This window comes from Paenibacillus sp. FSL H8-0175, assembly GCF_045040615.1.
GTDB lineage: Bacteria > Bacillota > Bacilli > Paenibacillales > Paenibacillaceae > Paenibacillus_AQ > Paenibacillus_AQ odorifer.
The window spans coordinates 617,553-633,023 of the sequence record NZ_CP150299.1; the positions used below are offsets into that span (position 1 = coordinate 617,553).

Genomic DNA, 15,471 nt, shown 5'->3' on the forward strand with positions numbered 1-15,471 from the left:
CTATGACGACGGATCAGCATATGCCAGATAGCGGCGGGTATAAGCAACGTCATCGGCATGAAGGACCACAGAAACATATTGTTGTCTTTATTTTCTCCATTGTCTTAACATTGATTGCTTTCGCTGCTGTTGCGGCTGGGGGCGTAAATGCAACCTTTGCGATTATTTTGCTGCTGGTAATGGCTGTTCTTCAGGTTATTGTGCAGATGGGCTTCTGGATGCATCTAAAAGATAAAGGGCATCTTCTGCCGATTCTCTTCATGCTGGGCGGCTTCTTTATCGCTGGGACCTGTATTGTTATGTCGCTGTATTGGGTTTGGTGGAATTAACGGACGATAATGAAAGAGGTGGGCTGCGATGCCCCCTCTTTTTGATGTTTAGATATATGAATTCCTGCGCTAGGAGGTTGGGATTATGCTGGGATTAGAATACTTTAACTTTGCTGAACTATGGAGTCCGCTTTTTCTAGCGGTAATGCTGCTGCTGACAGCAGGTTATTTTGTGTGGATTGGTCCGATTGCTGGGCGTTATGCCGATTCATTACCGGTGCCATTTTGGCGTAGAGCGTTATTTGTCTGTGGGATGCTTGCCCTTTACCTGGCACAAGGAGGACCCATTAGCCTTTTAGGGCATATGATGTTTTCCTTCCACATGGTCAGTATGGCCTTGTCTTATCTGGTAGCGGTGCCGCTGATTATGCTTGGAATTCCAGATTTTATCTGGCGCAGGATACTAAAGGTGAATCCGCTTCGGCGGTTATCTTTTTTAGCTCATCCGGTAGTAGCTGCTCTATTGTTTAACGGACTTTTTTCCTTGTACCATATTCCTGTTATTCATGATTATGTGATGCTGCATTTTACTGTTCATCGTATTTATTACATTGTTTTGTTCCTGACCTCTGCTTTAATGTGGTGGACACTGATTAATCCGCTGCCGGAACATCGTATGGCGAGTGGGCTTGGGAAGATTGGGTTTATTTTTCTGAACATGGTATTGCTGACGCCAGCTTGCGGGCTGATTATATTTGCCGATCATCCGCTCTACGCCACTTACAGTGATCCAGAGACTTGGGCGCGTGCTATGGGCTATTGTATCTCGGGTGACCCCTCTGTTTTACTTCAGAATTTTGGAGGTCCTGCATTCTTTGAAGTGATGTCGCCGAAGGTGGATCAACAGGTAGGAGGCATCGCGATGAAGTTCATTCAGGAATTTATTTTTGCCTCTATGCTTGCTTATGTGTTCTATCATTGGTATAAAAAAGAGAACGGACAAGACGACGGTGAATTGTCGACGCCATCCTCAACACTTCAGGAGAGCAACTTGAACCGTGCATAACTGGTAGACTGCCGAGGGGGAGAATCATGGATATTTTCACAGTGTTTCCGACTATTAGTACGTCATTCATCGTGATCAGCGCGGTGCTGGTGGCTATAGGTTGGTGGCTCATTATCAAGGGCAAACGCGAGGCGCATAAGAAAACGATGATTGCTGCCGCTATCGCTGCGCTGCTGTTTTTTATTGTTTACGTATCGAGAACGTTGTTTGTGGGAAATACCTCATGGGGTGGACCGGATGAACTGAAGACAATTTATCAAGTGTTTTTGATCTTCCATATCGTTCTGGCAACCGTAGCTGCGGTATTCGGACTTACTACGTTAACACTTGGTTTCAAGGCGAAGTATTCCAAGCACCGTAAGTGGGGCAGAGTGACATCGATAATTTGGTTTATCACAGCGATTACAGGCGTTATGGTGTACGTGCTGTTGTATGTTTTGTATCCAGGTGGACACACCAAGCCGGTGTGGGAAGTTATTTTGGGTGCGTAAAATAAGTGCTTGAATAGAGCACAGAGTTTAGTGCGTTGAGCGAATGAACAGCACTAGAGTAGCAGAACCGTAAATAGTTATGAAATAAGCCTATATATCTGCATGTTCCTGAGTAGGGATTGCGGGTGATGGGCTTATTTTGGTTTGTAGAGCTTCGGGATCTGTCCTGAAATTGAACGAAGTTAGCTCGAAAAAGACGCAATTAGGGAAAACCTCCCTGATAATGCACGAAATTAGCTAAAAAAGGCCATAATTAGGGAAATCCTCCCTGAAAGTGAATGGATTTAGCTCAATAACGGAGTAATAGCTGAAATTTTTGGGAGGATTTCCCTAAAAACTAATAATCTAAGCTCGGTTGGGCAGATTTTAGGGAGTTTTTCCCTAATGTTAATCCGCCCGGCAGTCGCCCATATCCCATACCTGAAACTGCACTAGCAGCCGAAACGGTATCTCACACCCGAAACCTGAAACTGCACTAGCAGCCGAATCAGCACCCCGCCCCCGATACCGCACCATCCGCCATACCCGCCTCCCTCAACACACATCACACCAACACGTTGCATAGAAGCAAGAGTGAGCTCTTACTACTTCATTTCCAGAATGAATTATCTAATAAACTCCATTATCCCAGCTACATTCGCCCCCGTAGCAGCATTCTGCCTCAATTCCCCTTCATTGTATTTAATCTCAATTAATAAGCGTTACCTAACGTTTGAGAGTGTCTTCATAAGCTTGAAGTATGAGGTTGCCCAAACCTCCTATTTCTTTTGAATAATTTCCAGTTACAGGATTGACAATGAAAAATTAAGGTCATATACTGTGTATATAGATATATACAGTAAGCACAGGGATATGAACACCTGCTTCTGCTAGACGCTGAAGACATTGTAAAGCGAGGTTAGCATTAATGAGAACATTAAAAGATTCATGGTTTATGTTGCGCTCTGATTTTCGCGGAGACAAATTAAAAATATTAGGGACCCTCGTGATAACAGTTGTTTTTATGAGTTATCTTGGTGGACTGACTAGCCTGATAGCAAATGATGTACTAGGTGAGCAGGATCGGACGATGCTAGCGGATTTCTTATTTCTCTCCTTTATCCCCTTATTGGGATTAACATTCTCTCGCCGCTCCATGAAATATTGGAGTGAAGACTCTTACACAAAAATGTTGGTTTACTTACGAACTTTACCGATCCCAGCTGCAGTAATATTATCGCGGAGGAAACTTCAGGGTGTGGGCTCCTTTACTCTAAATGGTACGTTATTCTTCGTTATTATTTACTTGTTAGGAGAGAATTTCCGGGCAGAGCTGGCGGTTCCTTCGTACATAGCTTTTGCGATTACTTGGCTCGGCTTCGGATTCATGGTCTCAGGTCTATATATTTTTATTGAATATCTTTTTAGCGGCAAAGCTTATCTATGGCTAACATTGCTTATCGTAGTTTTATCGTGGGCAACATCGTTCTTAGTTACACTGGGCGGAGGCAGTTTGTTCTTATACAGTATCTCCTATTCGAAGGAGTGGGGGCTGTTATCTCCGATCATGTGGGGGTCACTTCTGCTGGGAACAATATCTGTGCAGTTATTCTCTAAATGGACTATACATCGGCTGAAAAGTCGCAATCTCATATAAAAAATCGGAAATGGCAAGGACTGCGCTCTAGCACGCTAGAGTGGAAGGCGAGGTGTAAATAATGTGGATACCGGTACAAATCAACGAAAATAGTGCAGAGCCCCTCTATCATCAAATAGAGACTCAGCTTAGATCATTAATCATTAGCGGAGTCATTACAGAAGGTACGCTGCTGCCCTCGATTCGTGAGTTCGCAGGAGATCTGAAATGCAGTGTAATTACCGTGCGGCGGGTATATCAGGATCTGGAGAACGAAGGTTTGCTGCGAACGCGACAAGGAACAGGTACCTTTGTATCCCATGTAGGTGACGGAGCCATGGAAGAATATAAACGTGAAACGGTTGGCAAAGCACTTGAAAGTGCAGTGGATATCGCCCGATCGGTACATTGCAGCAAGGATGAACTTGAACAGATTTTTATGGAGATTGTAGAACGCAAGTATAGAGAAAAGGATTGAGAGGGGGCGCTTACTCATATGGTACAGATGGCTATAGAATTGCGGAATGTACTTAAACGGCGGCGAAACAAGACGATAGGGCCACTGACCCTGAATCTGCCTAAAGGATATATTACAGCTTTGGTAGGTCAGAATGGATCCGGCAAAAGCACGCTGCTGAATCTGCTGATGCAGCTGACTAATCCAGAGGAAGGTGAGATATATTGGTTCGAGAACAGGTATGATAGCGGGTTGTCTCTGGAGCTTCGCCAGACCATTGCCTATGTTCCTGAAACGTCAATTACTGAGGAGAACCACTGGAATGCAGAGGAGGCAGCACGATTTCGGAAGTATTGGTATCCAAATTGGGACGATCAGTATTTTCACGAGCTGATGGATCGCTTTGAGGTTCCGTATCATATGAGACTTTCGAAGATGTCTAAAGGGGAGCGCCGGAAATTCGAAATTGCTGCAGCACTTGCGGCACGGCCAAGTCTGCTGCTATTGGATGAACCTTCATCGGGTCTTGATCCTTTTGCCTGGAAGATTATGATCGAGACACTTCGTAAATATATGGATGAGCACAACGCAACGATTATCATCTCCACACACATTGTGGATGAGGTGCGAAGGCTGGCGGATTATATCGTCCTTATGCATCGGGGAGAACTGCTGGGTATGGCTGAAAAAGACAGTCTGTTCGGTGCTTGGACCGAGGTTTGGGTGAATGCTGCGGATGAAGAGGAGCTTGCGGAGTTATCGGCTGAGTTGCCAGGAGGCTTGCACTTTACCATGGATACACCGGGTGTAGCTTCTTTTATCATAGAACAATTTTCTGAAAACGAGAAACGCATTCATGACTTGGGCGTAAAGGTTATCAAGAGCCGCAGTTTGGAACTGGACGAAATATTAAGTTTATGGACACAGGGTCATCGTCCTATTCTAATTGACCACAAGAGAGGGGACTAGAGAAATGGAAGCCTTAAAGCTGGAAAGTGTAGTTAAGCAATATGGAGAAAAAACCGCAGTAAACGGAATTAACCTAACCGTAGGTAAAGGGGAAATTTACGGATTACTGGGGGCGAACGGCGCGGGGAAAACAACCACGATGCGTATGGTGCTCGGCCTAATCTACCCTGATGAGGGCAAGATTTTGTATAATGGAAAACCTTTCAACAGTGAACTGCAGCAACTTATGGGTTATCTGCCCGAAGAACGTGGACTATATCCTAAGGTGAAGATCAGCGATCAAATCGTTTACTTGGCCCGCCTGCGTGGGATGTCAGCTAGTGATGCAGATAAGAGCTTGCGCTATTGGCTGGATCGATTCGAGGTTCCGGATTATTACAATAAAAAAATAGAAGAGCTTTCCAAAGGAAATCAGCAAAAAATGGGCTTTATCGCCGCTGTCGTTCATAAGCCGCAGATTCTGATTCTAGATGAAGCTTTCAGCGGGCTGGATCCAGTAAACGTGGAGCTGCTGAAAGATACGGTCAAAGAATTACGTGATTCGGGAACAAGTATCCTCTTCTCTACGCACCGGATGGAGCATGTGGAAGAGCTATGCCGTAACATTACGATTCTCGATCGATCCAATACGGTCGTTCAAGGGGATATCCGCACGATCAAGAATGGCTACCCGCGGGAAGAAGTATTGCTGCGTACAGCTAATGAGGTAAAAGGTTTGGAGTCCATCGCAGGTGTTACAGCAGTTAAACGGCTGGAGCGTGGGTATCTGTTATCGATCAGTGAGATCGGTGCAGCACAGCGTATTTTACAGCAGGCGATAGCACAGGGTGAAGTGGAGCATTTTGAAATCAAGGAACCTACGTTAAACCAAATCTTTATCAGAGCGGTGGGTGAATCTAATGAATAAGATGGGGACAATTATCGGCTTTACCTTTAAAAATAAAGTTAGAACGAAATCATTTATGATTACTACTTTGATTCTAGTATTATTGCTCAGCATAGGGATGAATCTTCCCTATATCATCGATCAGTTTAAGGGTGATTCGGCCAAAAGTGAAGTTACTCAAATTGCTGTGATTGCTGAAGAGGGAAATCAGGTTGCAGAATTGTTGAAGGCTTATACTGCGCCAGAGGGCATGCCACAGGCTAAGATAGTACAATATGCTTCTGCGGAGGATGCCGAGTTAAAGAAAGCATTAGATGAAGAGACCGTAGAAGGTTATGTTACTTTTGCGGAACCTACTGGTGAAGGGCTTCCACCCGTTACTTATCATAGTAATGATGGGGAACTAAACGGAGATGTGCAAGTTTATCTCCAAAATGCACTTCAGCAAGCAAACACACAATTCATCGTTGGCGACAAGCTGACCTCTGAACAGATTGCTGCAATGTCAACGCCTGTGCAGATTACTACACAACAGCTTAACGCAGGCGGTGGCAGTGAAAGCTCTCAGGAGGACACTCCAGCCATTAACTACATTATCGTATATGCCATGCTTATGTTGTTCTTTATGTCCATTATGATGACAGGCAACATGATTGCTGCTGAGATAACTTCTGAGAAAAGCTCGCGGATTATGGAGATTCTGATTACAAGTGCCTCACCTTTAGCGCAAATGTTCGGTAAAGTTATCGGTGTTTTCCTAGTAGGAATATTGCAAATTGGGATCTTTGTCGCAGCGATCGTCGTCAATTTGACGCTCCCGCATAATGCGACTGTATTGGCTGATTTTGATCTCGATTTAGGCCAGCTCAATATTAACTTGCTGCTCTATGGATTTGTCTTGTACGTATTAGGTTACTTCCTCTATGCCTTGATGTATGCGGCTGTAGGTTCGATTGTCAGCCGTACGGAGGATCTCGGTCAGGCGGTAATGCCAATCATGATGTTAGGCTTCGTAGCGTTCTATGTTCCACTGTTCAGTATCTCCAATGCAGATACTCTAGTGGTTAAGATAGCGAGTTATGTGCCTTTCACCTCACCATTGACGATGCTGCTCCGAATTGGTGTCGGCGAGGTGGCGATCTGGCAAGTCATTGTATCGCTGCTGATCCTGCTTGTGACTACCTTCATCTTCGGATGGCTGGCAGCCAAGATCTATCGTACCGGCGTACTGATGTACGGCAAACGCCCAAGTATTAAAGAAATTAGAAAAGCAATGAAAGCTTACAAGATCTAAGAAGACCTCATAATAACTTTTAAGGAGTGCTAATGATGTCTACAAGCGAACAATATACCATTATGCTTTTAATGAGTTCTGTATCGCTGGCTACGGTTAGTAGAATGCTTCCGGATGGCTCCACTTTTATGGATTTCGTTCAAGGCGTATTGACTGGTGTTGCTATAGTGGGGATGTTGGCAGGATTGTGGATGTACGGTAAGGCGCGTAAGAGTAAAGTGTAATAGTAGGCACTGAGTTTTCGGGGGTATCCTAACAGCCGTTTATGGTTGCTGGGATATCCCCGTTTTTGAGTTGGCAATCTCTTTGTATACGAGCTGATATAGCTAACGGACCCAGCAGCACTTAAATGCAACAATCATCGAGATTTGGCAAGATATCGGACACTATAGTCGCTATTGGCATGAAAAAGGGTGAATTAGTAGCTCTTTTAACCAAATAGTTGCATTGGAGTCCGATACTATGCTCAAAAGGCGATAAACGTGCAAATAACGTCATCTGGGTCCGTAAGCCTTGGTGGAAGATGATTAGGGCTTGCTTTAAGACGATCCGAGAAATTCATCGCTCGGGATTTCTACTGGAGTCCGAACGCCGGCCATATTTGTGGAAAAGCTTCAATTAAAGGCTCCTGAGTCCGTTAGATGCTTCATGCGCTTAAAGATTGTCTGAATTCTAGTCAGTGACTAAATTATAGAAAGATTTGCGCTCGTTAGTATATCCGTTTGGGTGGTCATCTGCTCCCGTAGAGCTCTAAGCTGTGTTTTCAGTGCGGGAACACTTTTTTGCAGAATAATGCTTATTTGAGAAAGAGGCAGCTTTAGGCCGTACCACATGACCTTCACAAGCTGTTCCTCCCAAGGTAATGCCTTAGCCGATAGAAGCGAGCGCCGGGCAAAAGAATCAGCACACTGGTGAATACAAGTGCGGTAAGCGTGGATAGAGAATAACTGAGGATCAAAATCATCCTGACGATATATTTTATGAAGCTCTGTGAAGGTGCGGATAGTAATCTTGTCTGCCTCATTAGATTGTTCTAACAACATGGAACTAAGTACGTAGACTTCATTAGTATACTTTTGAACACACTCTGCAAATTTAGTACTGTAGGTGGACTCGGGAGGTAAGGGGTCAGGCATGGTGAACACGATCCTTTCAGATTGAGAGATTTGCTTGAATCTATAATATAGAAAAGTAAGAGATGGATTTATTGATGAGATCGGCGGTGTCTGGTTCCGGGCAACTGTGTTTCTGCTGGGAGGCAGTGGATAAAGCTTTGGAAGGTTTGTAGTAGAGCCGTTCACTTCTGGAATTGCTCCCCCCTGCTGCAACACTGTACAGACGCCCTTGCTGAATATGCCCTGCCAAGGATTTACCCTGGAGCTTGGCCTTTAAATCCTGCAAAGCACCCTGAACTAGCTCAAGCTTAACCTGCTCCCAATCTGAACCTTCGCGGCGGACCTTATCCAGCGCTTCTTCAAGACGGCAATGACAGATGGCCCGTAAAAAAGAACTCCATTTAATAAGATCGAAATTTTTGGTGTTGGCAGAGATCAGACAAGCCCCCCAACTGCAGCCTCCCTTACAGGTGAGCTTCAGAATACCATAACGGCAGCCTTCAGCCCCTTCCATTCCATAGTGAATAGGCTCGGGTTCATCCAATACAAATACTTCAATGCGGGATAGTCTGCGCTGGTCCATAGTAGGGTTCCTCCTTAGATTTCCAAAAGCTTTAAGTCAACATGATGAGTGACACTAGCCTTTTCTACACAAGCGAGCATCTCCATTTTATTCTCACAGACTGCGGTATGCTCTAGCCATAGTCGGAACTTCTCTTTTCGTATAACAGATAGATGTAAGGGAAAGGTGCTGCGGGATCTCAAGACATACCAACCGGCGCTTACATCTTTCCAAGGCTCCTTGAAGGCTGTAAACCACGGGAGCTTTTGGTGTGATGACCAATCCTGCTGCTGCTGTTGTTCTCGAATTTTTTTATATATCTCATATACAATCTTAGAGTCTAAACAGTCTTTACAAGAAGAAGGTGTGCTGAACTGGCGAAGGGCTTGGATCTGGTTCTGGCCAAATGCATAGCCTACAATGTACCTGTGATTATGTTCTTCGAACCACAAGGCCCCGAAACAAACGTAATTTAGACTTATCGGCTCAAGCAGCCCTTGATGTATCCCTAAATAATAGTGCTTCAAAACATTCACCCCATCCAGCGTGCTATCACCTAATAAGCTTAGGTAACGCAAAAACCGCAGCAAGAGGAGGACCTCTGCTGCGGTTTTGGATTACAGGCAGATATACCTGGGCCAAAGCGTGGCGGATCAAGGGTCTCTCTCTTTACGCTTACGAGGTTAGCTGTCGGATTCGGACGGTGAGAGTCGCCCTACCTATTGAGACTTATGCAGTCTCCTTTGGATTCACCCCAAGTAGGCCAGATGGCCTGATGGTTCCCCCGTTCCCTGCGAATGCAGGAACTCAGCGTTGATTGTTTTTCATGAATTAGATTCAACCCGAATCATACTCTTTTCAAGATTTTCTGTAAAAAACGGAAAATGTTCTTTTAGAGCAATTTTAACCATATCCTGCCGACTACGACTGAAAAACGAGGTAAATAGGTATTTATGGCGTGTTATCGCGCCTCTTTCTCGCTCAGCCTCAGCTTCTTGCGTTTCTACCTATAATGGGAATTTGCAGTATTTTCGCTCTAAAAAGGTGAATAAAATCACATGTATTATAGATAGCGATTAAACGCTCCAAACTCGAGTAAACAAGAGATATAGAGAGATTAGATATCAAGTAAGCGCTATCTAATGGGAAAATAGTTTTTAATTTGCATTATTTTGGCATCATTCAGGTTTTACAAGTCTTCGTGCATAAGAGTATGATTACTCCTGTTTCAACGACAATCGAATATTTGATCCGCTTAATTTCCGGTAAGGAAAGCGGGGGAACCAACAATCGGCAGCCGATGTGAGAGTCGGAAGCCGGTTATGGGGTGAATCCTGTAGAGGGTGTGAGTGAGCTCGCATCTATACAGGTAGGGCGACTCTCACCGCCCGAATCCGACAGCTAACCTCGTAAGCGTATGGAGAGAGGATGAGTGCAATGTGACCGCTAGCGAGCCACAGAGGAGATCCTTTGTGGCTTTTTGCTGTGCTCTTAGAAGCAAAGCATTTATGGAGGCCTCCCCTAAGAGGTCGCTAAATTCATCATTAGCGGTATTTGTAAGGCAGCGTCTAATGACGTGACACAACCGAGCTTTAGGTTGTGCCCGAAAATGACGATAGGTCAACATCCTTTCGGAGATTTTCGTTGCCTCCTTGTTGTAAATGAGCAGGAGGAGAAAAAAGATGACGGATCAGAATGAATATGTGCTTGTATGTGCGCCTACAAAGGCGGGAGAACATTTCATTAAACTTCTGAAGTTCAGGGGTATTAAGATGGCGGGATTAACCAACAATGTGGCTGAGAAAGCTTTACTTGAGGAGCTCGGGATTGAGCAGGTTATTCTAGTGGATACCCGCCATCAGAGCACTTGGTTTCGCCCATCGTTCCCGGTAGGCAGGGTATATCTGTTTGAGAGCAGCTTTCCGCTTTGCTGCCGCTATATTCAGATGTGCCGTACCTGGACGACACAGCCGATTTTTGTGATTACAAGTTCAATAAATCCTAGATTGGTCTATAAAAGACTTGGTGCGAGCTATGTAATCTATTCCCATAGTGGTGATGCTGATTTTCTAATTGATAGATCACCTCATCAAGGATAATGGAAGGAGTGCGGAAGATATGATGGATCTGTATATGGTGGCTTCGTTAGCTGTAATTTACGGGTTATTTTATGGTTTTATGCGCTGGTGCGCAGGTGTAGTTGAGGATACGGGGAGGGATAAGCTGTGATTCTAGTAATCGCTGTTACCCTACTGTTGTTTATATATCTGGTTTACGCGTTGATTCATCCTGAGAAATTTTAAGGAGGGGCATTCATGGGCATTTTGCAAATAGTCGTCGTAATTGTAATTCTCATCTTGCTGGTCAAGCCGATGGGAACGTATTTATATCATGTATTTTCTAACGAACCGAATCGTACGGATCGCTGGTTTGCAGGCACAGAGAAAGGTATTTATAAGCTGATCGGCCTGAAAAAACGGGACGGAATGTCCTGGAAGAAGTATGCACTCAGCTTTGTTTTAACTAATATCGTACTGGTTGCTTTCAGTTATATTTTTCTGAGATTACAGCGGGGATTGCCGCTGAACCCGAATGGAATTGCCGATATGGAACAGACGCTTTCATTCAATACGGTGATCAGCTTTATGACCAATACGAACCTGCAGCATTATAGCGGGGAGACGGGACTATCGTATTTTTCACAAATGGCAGTCATCACGATGATGATGTTCACGTCTGCAGCGAGCGGATTTTCTGTTGCGGTTGCTTTTGTCAGAGGGATTACAGGACAGAAATCAGTCGGGAACTTTTTCGAGGACTTCGTAAAAGCACATATTCGTGTATTCATTCCATTAGCTCTGCTAGTTTCATTGGTGCTGGTAGGATTGCATGTGCCACAAACGCTCAAGCCATCGCTTGAGGTCACTACACTTGAAGGGCAGACGCAACAAATCGCTATCGGTCCAGTCGCTTCTTTGGAATCAATTAAACACTTAGGTACGAATGGTGGCGGCTTCTTCGGAGCCAATTCAGCACATCCTTTTGAGAACCCTAATCCACTTACGAACGTTCTGGAGATTCTCTCTATGTGGATGCTGCCAGCCTCTTTGCCATATATGTACGGATTGTTCGCTAAGAACAAACGTCAGGGCTGGGTGATTTTCACAGCAATGATGACCTTGTTCGTATTACTGCTGGGATTGAATTATTATGCGGAAACCAAAGGCAATCCAGCTATCAATGCGCTGGGGATCGAGTCTTCGCAAGGCAGCATGGAAGGTAAAGAGGTACGTTTTGGTATCCCGCAATCTTCGCTGTTCACTTCGGTAACAACGGCAGCTACGACAGGTAGTGTTAACAATATGCATGATACGCTGACACCGCTGGGTGGCATTACCCCTCTGGCCCTAATGATGCTCAACAACGTCTTCGGGGGAAAAGGTGTCGGACTAATCAATATGCTGATGTATGCCATCATGGGTGTCTTCTTATGTGGACTAATGGTTGGCAGAACACCAGAGTTTCTCGGGCGAAAGATAGAAGCCAAGGAGATGAAGCTAATTGCGATTGCTATCCTAGTGCATCCATTCATTATCCTTGTACCAACAGCAGGTGCGTTCTTAACGGACTTGGGCAACGGTTCCATCACGAATCCCGGATTCCATGGACTTAGCCAAGTGTTATATGAATATGTCTCTTCTGCCGCGAACAATGGTTCAGGATTTGAAGGGCTTGCGGACAACACCACCTTTTGGAATGTTTTAACCGGGATCGTAATGCTGCTTGGCCGTTATGTCTCTATAATCGCGATGCTGGCAGTTGCAGGCTCACTGATCCAGAAGAAGCCAGTTCCTGAGACGATTGGCACATTCCGCACAGACAATGGTCTGTTCACCGGAATTCTGATTGGTACCGTTGTAATTATCGGGGCTCTGACGTTTCTGCCAGTCATTGTGCTCGGCCCGATTGCAGAATATTTGACCTTACGGTAGGAAGAGGGAGAACAAGATGAGTACTGTAAAAAGAAAAAAGCTGCTGACGGGACCCATACTCCTAAGCGCTGTAAAGGATAGCTTTATTAAGCTTAACCCGGTGACGTTAATTAAAAATCCGGTCATGTTCGTAGTCGAAATCGGTACGATTATTGTATTGCTTATGGTACTGGCCCCCGGATATTTTAATGCAGAGAAATCGGTAGGCTTCAATATCACAGTGTTGTTCATTCTGCTATTCACAGTGCTGTTTGCCAACTTCGCTGAAGCGCTGGCTGAAGGCCGCGGGAAAGCCCAGGCGGATTCACTCAAGAAAACGAAACAGGATATCACAGCTAACAAACTCGTTGGAGGGTCTGTGAAGACCGTTTCTTCTTCCGAGCTTCGTAAAGGAGATATTGTCATCGTCAGTCAGGGAGAACTTATCCCTGGCGATGGTGAAGTAATTGAAGGGCTGGCCTCCGTAGATGAATCTGCAATTACAGGTGAATCTGCACCTGTTATTAAGGAAGCCGGCGGAGATTTTGGCTCAGTCACAGGCGGCACCCGGGTAGTCAGTGATGAGATTAAAGTCAAAATTACCAGTGATCCCGGTGAGTCATTCCTGGATCGGATGATCTCCCTCGTTGAAGGGGCGAAACGTCAAAAGACACCCAATGAAATTGCACTAAATACACTCTTGATCAGTCTGACGTTGATTTTCCTGATTGTAGTAGTGACCTTGCGGCCAATTGCGACTTATCTGGGCGTTGATCTAGATATTCCTGTTATGATCGCCTTGCTGGTCTGTCTGATCCCGACCACAATCGGGGGACTGCTCTCCGCTATCGGGATAGCAGGGATGGACCGCGTCACACAGTTTAATGTCCTTGCTATGTCAGGGAAGGCCGTTGAAGCTGCCGGCGACATTAATACAATGATTCTAGATAAGACAGGTACGATTACTTTCGGAAACCGGATGGCGAGTGATTTTGTGCCTGTTGGAGATGAAACGGAAGCTGAGCTTACGGCTTGGGCAGCTATTAGTTCGCTAAAGGATGAGACTCCGGAAGGACGTTCGGTTATTGAGCTGGCTAAGAAGCTGGAGCGCAGCTATGACAGCAAACTTGCTGAAGGCGGAGAGTTCGTAGAGTTTAAGGCTGAGACCCGGATGAGTGGTATAGATCTACTTGATGGACGATCTGTTCGTAAAGGGGCAGTCGATTCCGTGAAGAAATGGGTACAGTCGAAGGGCGGAGTCATTCCCGCGAACCTCGACAGTAATTCCGATGCTATCGCTCGGATGGGGGGGACCCCGCTTGCTGTTGCGGTAGACAACCGGATTTATGGACTTATTTACTTAAAGGATACGGTTAAGCCAGGCATGAAAGAGCGGTTTGATGAGCTGCGAAAAATGGGAATCAAGACTATCATGTGTACAGGGGACAATCCGCTGACCGCAGCTACTATTGCCCGTGAAGCAGGGGTAGATGATTTTATTGCAGAGAGTACACCTGAGGATAAAATAGCGGTTATCCGCCGTGAGCAGAACGAAGGCAAGCTGGTGGCAATGACTGGTGATGGTACGAATGACGCACCTGCCCTTGCCCAAGCTGATGTGGGCTTAGCGATGAACAGTGGGACTACAGCCGCTAAGGAAGCAGCAAACATGGTTGATCTGGACTCCGATCCCTCGAAGATCATTGAGGTTGTAGCTATTGGTAAACAGCTACTGATGACGCGGGGCGCGTTGACAACGTTCAGTATTGCGAATGATATCGCTAAATACTTCGCAATTATTCCGGCAATGTTCATGCTCGCCATTCCTGAAATGGAAGCCCTGAATGTCATGGGATTGGGTTCACCTAGCTCGGCAATTATATCTGCATTAATATTTAATGCGATTATTATTCCGCTGCTGATCCCATTGGCTATGAAAGGTGTCTCGTATAAAGCGATGAGTTCTACGAAGCTGCTGGGACGTAATATTTTTATCTATGGTTTAGGTGGAGTAGTCGTTCCTTTTGCGGGCATCAAGCTTATTGATTTGCTCGTAAGTGTATGGATTTAACAACGGATTGACTAATCATTGAAAGGGTGAGAGCATCGTGAATAACAGAAAATCGATTGCGGACGCTGAAGAACAGTTGTCATCATCGAAGGGTGCTAATTTCTTTATTATATTACGGCTATGTCTAGTGTTTATTGTTCTTTGCGGAGTGATTTATCCTCTGACTACTACAGCGATTGCTCAAGTTCTGATGCCATCGCAAGCGAACGGCAGTCAGCTGAAGAATGACGCTGGAGTAGTTGTGGGCTCAGAACTCATCGGGCAAAGCTTTACGGACCCGGCATTATTCCATGGCCGTGTATCCAGCATTGATTATAAAGCGGAAGCCTCAGGTTCCAATAACTACGGCCCATCCAACCCGGATATGCTGCAGCGGACGAAGGATTCCATCACACAGTGGCAGCTTGATAATCCGGATGTGCCTGTAAACAAGCTGCCGGTTGATTTAGTAACCAACTCGGGTTCAGGTCTTGATCCGCATATCACTCCTGCGTCGGCAATTGTGCAGATTCCCCGGATCAGTAATTTGACTGGGATTCCAGCCGCGCAGCTGGAAGAGCTAGTGAATAAGCAGACCGAAGGTCGCGATCTAGGGCTGTTTGGTGAAAAGCGGGTAAATGTTCTGAAGCTGAACATGGAGCTGCAGAAATTAACGAACAAATAAATATAGCTAATATCCCTGCCCGATTGTTCAAACTGGGTCAG

Annotated in this window: 18 protein-coding genes and 2 riboswitches; of the genes, 14 read left to right on the plus strand and 4 right to left on the minus strand. The window is 45.4% G+C overall.

The window, feature by feature from the left end; all coding sequences use genetic code 11:
- Positions 1 to 2: 2 nt before the first annotated feature.
- The 3 genes from MHH46_RS02725 (at position 3) to MHH46_RS02735 (ending at position 1,826) form a co-directional block, all read left to right on the plus strand.
- Positions 3 to 329: a cytochrome C oxidase subunit IV family protein gene (locus MHH46_RS02725; RefSeq protein ID WP_036682505.1), complete on the plus strand. Its 327-nt coding sequence runs from the start codon at positions 3 to 5 to the stop codon at positions 327 to 329.
- An 85-nt stretch (positions 330 to 414) separates the two neighbouring features.
- Positions 415 to 1,335, plus strand: coding sequence for a cytochrome c oxidase assembly factor CtaG (gene ctaG / locus MHH46_RS02730; protein WP_076193708.1), 921 nt, complete (start codon positions 415 to 417; stop codon positions 1,333 to 1,335).
- A gap of 26 nt (positions 1,336 to 1,361) precedes the next feature.
- A complete protein-coding gene (locus MHH46_RS02735; RefSeq protein WP_076124485.1) occupies positions 1,362 to 1,826 on the plus strand; it encodes a DUF420 domain-containing protein in 465 nt (154 codons plus the stop codon).
- Between the two features lie 431 nt (positions 1,827 to 2,257).
- On the opposite strand, the gene MHH46_RS02740 is transcribed toward MHH46_RS02735, so the two are convergent.
- Positions 2,258 to 2,389: a hypothetical protein gene (locus tag MHH46_RS02740; protein WP_405132559.1), complete on the minus strand. Its 132-nt coding sequence runs from the start codon at positions 2,387 to 2,389 to the stop codon at positions 2,258 to 2,260.
- Positions 2,390 to 2,733: 344 nt separating this feature from the next.
- Here MHH46_RS02740 and MHH46_RS02745 point away from each other — a divergent pair, with 344 nt between their 5' ends.
- The 6 genes from MHH46_RS02745 to MHH46_RS02770 all read left to right on the plus strand — a co-directional run bounded on the left by MHH46_RS02745 (position 2,734) and on the right by MHH46_RS02770 (position 7,271).
- A complete protein-coding gene (locus MHH46_RS02745; RefSeq protein ID WP_076124484.1) occupies positions 2,734 to 3,462 on the plus strand; it encodes a hypothetical protein in 729 nt (242 codons plus the stop codon).
- A 61-nt stretch (positions 3,463 to 3,523) separates the two neighbouring features.
- Positions 3,524 to 3,919 (plus strand): GntR family transcriptional regulator, encoded by a 396-nt coding sequence (locus MHH46_RS02750; RefSeq protein ID WP_076124482.1) that lies wholly within the window; start codon positions 3,524 to 3,526, stop codon positions 3,917 to 3,919.
- 18 nt (positions 3,920 to 3,937) lie between these two features.
- Complete coding sequence (locus tag MHH46_RS02755; RefSeq protein ID WP_076124480.1) at positions 3,938 to 4,867, plus strand: ATP-binding cassette domain-containing protein; 930 nt, start codon at positions 3,938 to 3,940, stop codon at positions 4,865 to 4,867.
- 4 nt (positions 4,868 to 4,871) lie between these two features.
- Complete coding sequence (locus MHH46_RS02760) at positions 4,872 to 5,774, plus strand: ABC transporter ATP-binding protein (protein ID WP_036676693.1); 903 nt, start codon at positions 4,872 to 4,874, stop codon at positions 5,772 to 5,774.
- On the plus strand, positions 5,767 to 7,047 hold the full coding sequence (locus tag MHH46_RS02765; protein WP_076124479.1) for an ABC transporter permease: 1,281 nt from the start codon (positions 5,767 to 5,769) through the stop codon (positions 7,045 to 7,047). The genes MHH46_RS02760 and MHH46_RS02765 overlap by 8 nt, the downstream gene beginning before the upstream one ends.
- Positions 7,048 to 7,082: 35 nt before the next feature.
- Positions 7,083 to 7,271 (plus strand): hypothetical protein, encoded by a 189-nt coding sequence (locus MHH46_RS02770; protein ID WP_076124477.1) that lies wholly within the window; start codon positions 7,083 to 7,085, stop codon positions 7,269 to 7,271.
- 459 nt (positions 7,272 to 7,730) lie between these two features.
- Here the strand turns inward: MHH46_RS02770 and MHH46_RS02775 are convergent, their stop codons facing one another.
- From MHH46_RS02775 to MHH46_RS02785, 3 genes are all read right to left on the minus strand, one after another.
- Entirely contained in the window at positions 7,731 to 8,090 is a 360-nt protein-coding gene (locus MHH46_RS02775) for a hypothetical protein (RefSeq protein ID WP_341001033.1), read from the minus strand.
- Positions 8,091 to 8,223: 133 nt separating this feature from the next.
- Positions 8,224 to 8,745: a hypothetical protein gene (locus tag MHH46_RS02780; protein WP_051490930.1), complete on the minus strand. Its 522-nt coding sequence runs from the start codon at positions 8,743 to 8,745 to the stop codon at positions 8,224 to 8,226.
- Positions 8,746 to 8,759: 14 nt separating this feature from the next.
- Positions 8,760 to 9,314 carry a hypothetical protein gene (locus MHH46_RS02785; RefSeq protein WP_076124474.1) on the minus strand — a complete coding sequence of 185 codons (555 nt, stop codon included), beginning with the start codon at positions 9,312 to 9,314 and terminating at the stop codon, positions 8,760 to 8,762.
- Between the two features lie 68 nt (positions 9,315 to 9,382).
- Positions 9,383 to 9,547, minus strand: a riboswitch (cyclic di-AMP (ydaO/yuaA leader).
- 419 nt (positions 9,548 to 9,966) lie between these two features.
- Positions 9,967 to 10,156: riboswitch (cyclic di-AMP (ydaO/yuaA leader) on the plus strand.
- Positions 10,157 to 10,406: 250 nt separating this feature from the next.
- Between MHH46_RS02785 and MHH46_RS02790 the strand changes: the two genes are divergently transcribed.
- The 5 genes from MHH46_RS02790 (at position 10,407) to kdpC (ending at position 15,430) form a co-directional block, all read left to right on the plus strand.
- The gene (locus tag MHH46_RS02790) at positions 10,407 to 10,823 is read left to right on the plus strand and encodes a hypothetical protein (RefSeq protein WP_076124472.1); all 417 of its coding nucleotides are present in this window, start codon (positions 10,407 to 10,409) and stop codon (positions 10,821 to 10,823) included.
- Between the two features lie 126 nt (positions 10,824 to 10,949).
- Complete coding sequence (gene kdpF, locus MHH46_RS02795) at positions 10,950 to 11,027, plus strand: K(+)-transporting ATPase subunit F (RefSeq protein ID WP_076101420.1); 78 nt, start codon at positions 10,950 to 10,952, stop codon at positions 11,025 to 11,027.
- Positions 11,028 to 11,039: 12 nt separating this feature from the next.
- Positions 11,040 to 12,716, plus strand: a complete 1,677-nt coding sequence (gene kdpA / locus MHH46_RS02800) for a potassium-transporting ATPase subunit KdpA (RefSeq protein WP_076193710.1) — start codon at positions 11,040 to 11,042, stop codon at positions 12,714 to 12,716.
- A gap of 16 nt (positions 12,717 to 12,732) precedes the next feature.
- Positions 12,733 to 14,766, plus strand: coding sequence for a potassium-transporting ATPase subunit KdpB (gene kdpB / locus MHH46_RS02805; RefSeq protein WP_076124469.1), 2,034 nt, complete (start codon positions 12,733 to 12,735; stop codon positions 14,764 to 14,766).
- Between the two features lie 76 nt (positions 14,767 to 14,842).
- Entirely contained in the window at positions 14,843 to 15,430 is a 588-nt protein-coding gene (gene kdpC / locus MHH46_RS02810; protein ID WP_076124738.1) for a potassium-transporting ATPase subunit KdpC, read from the plus strand.
- Positions 15,431 to 15,471 lie beyond the last annotated feature (41 nt).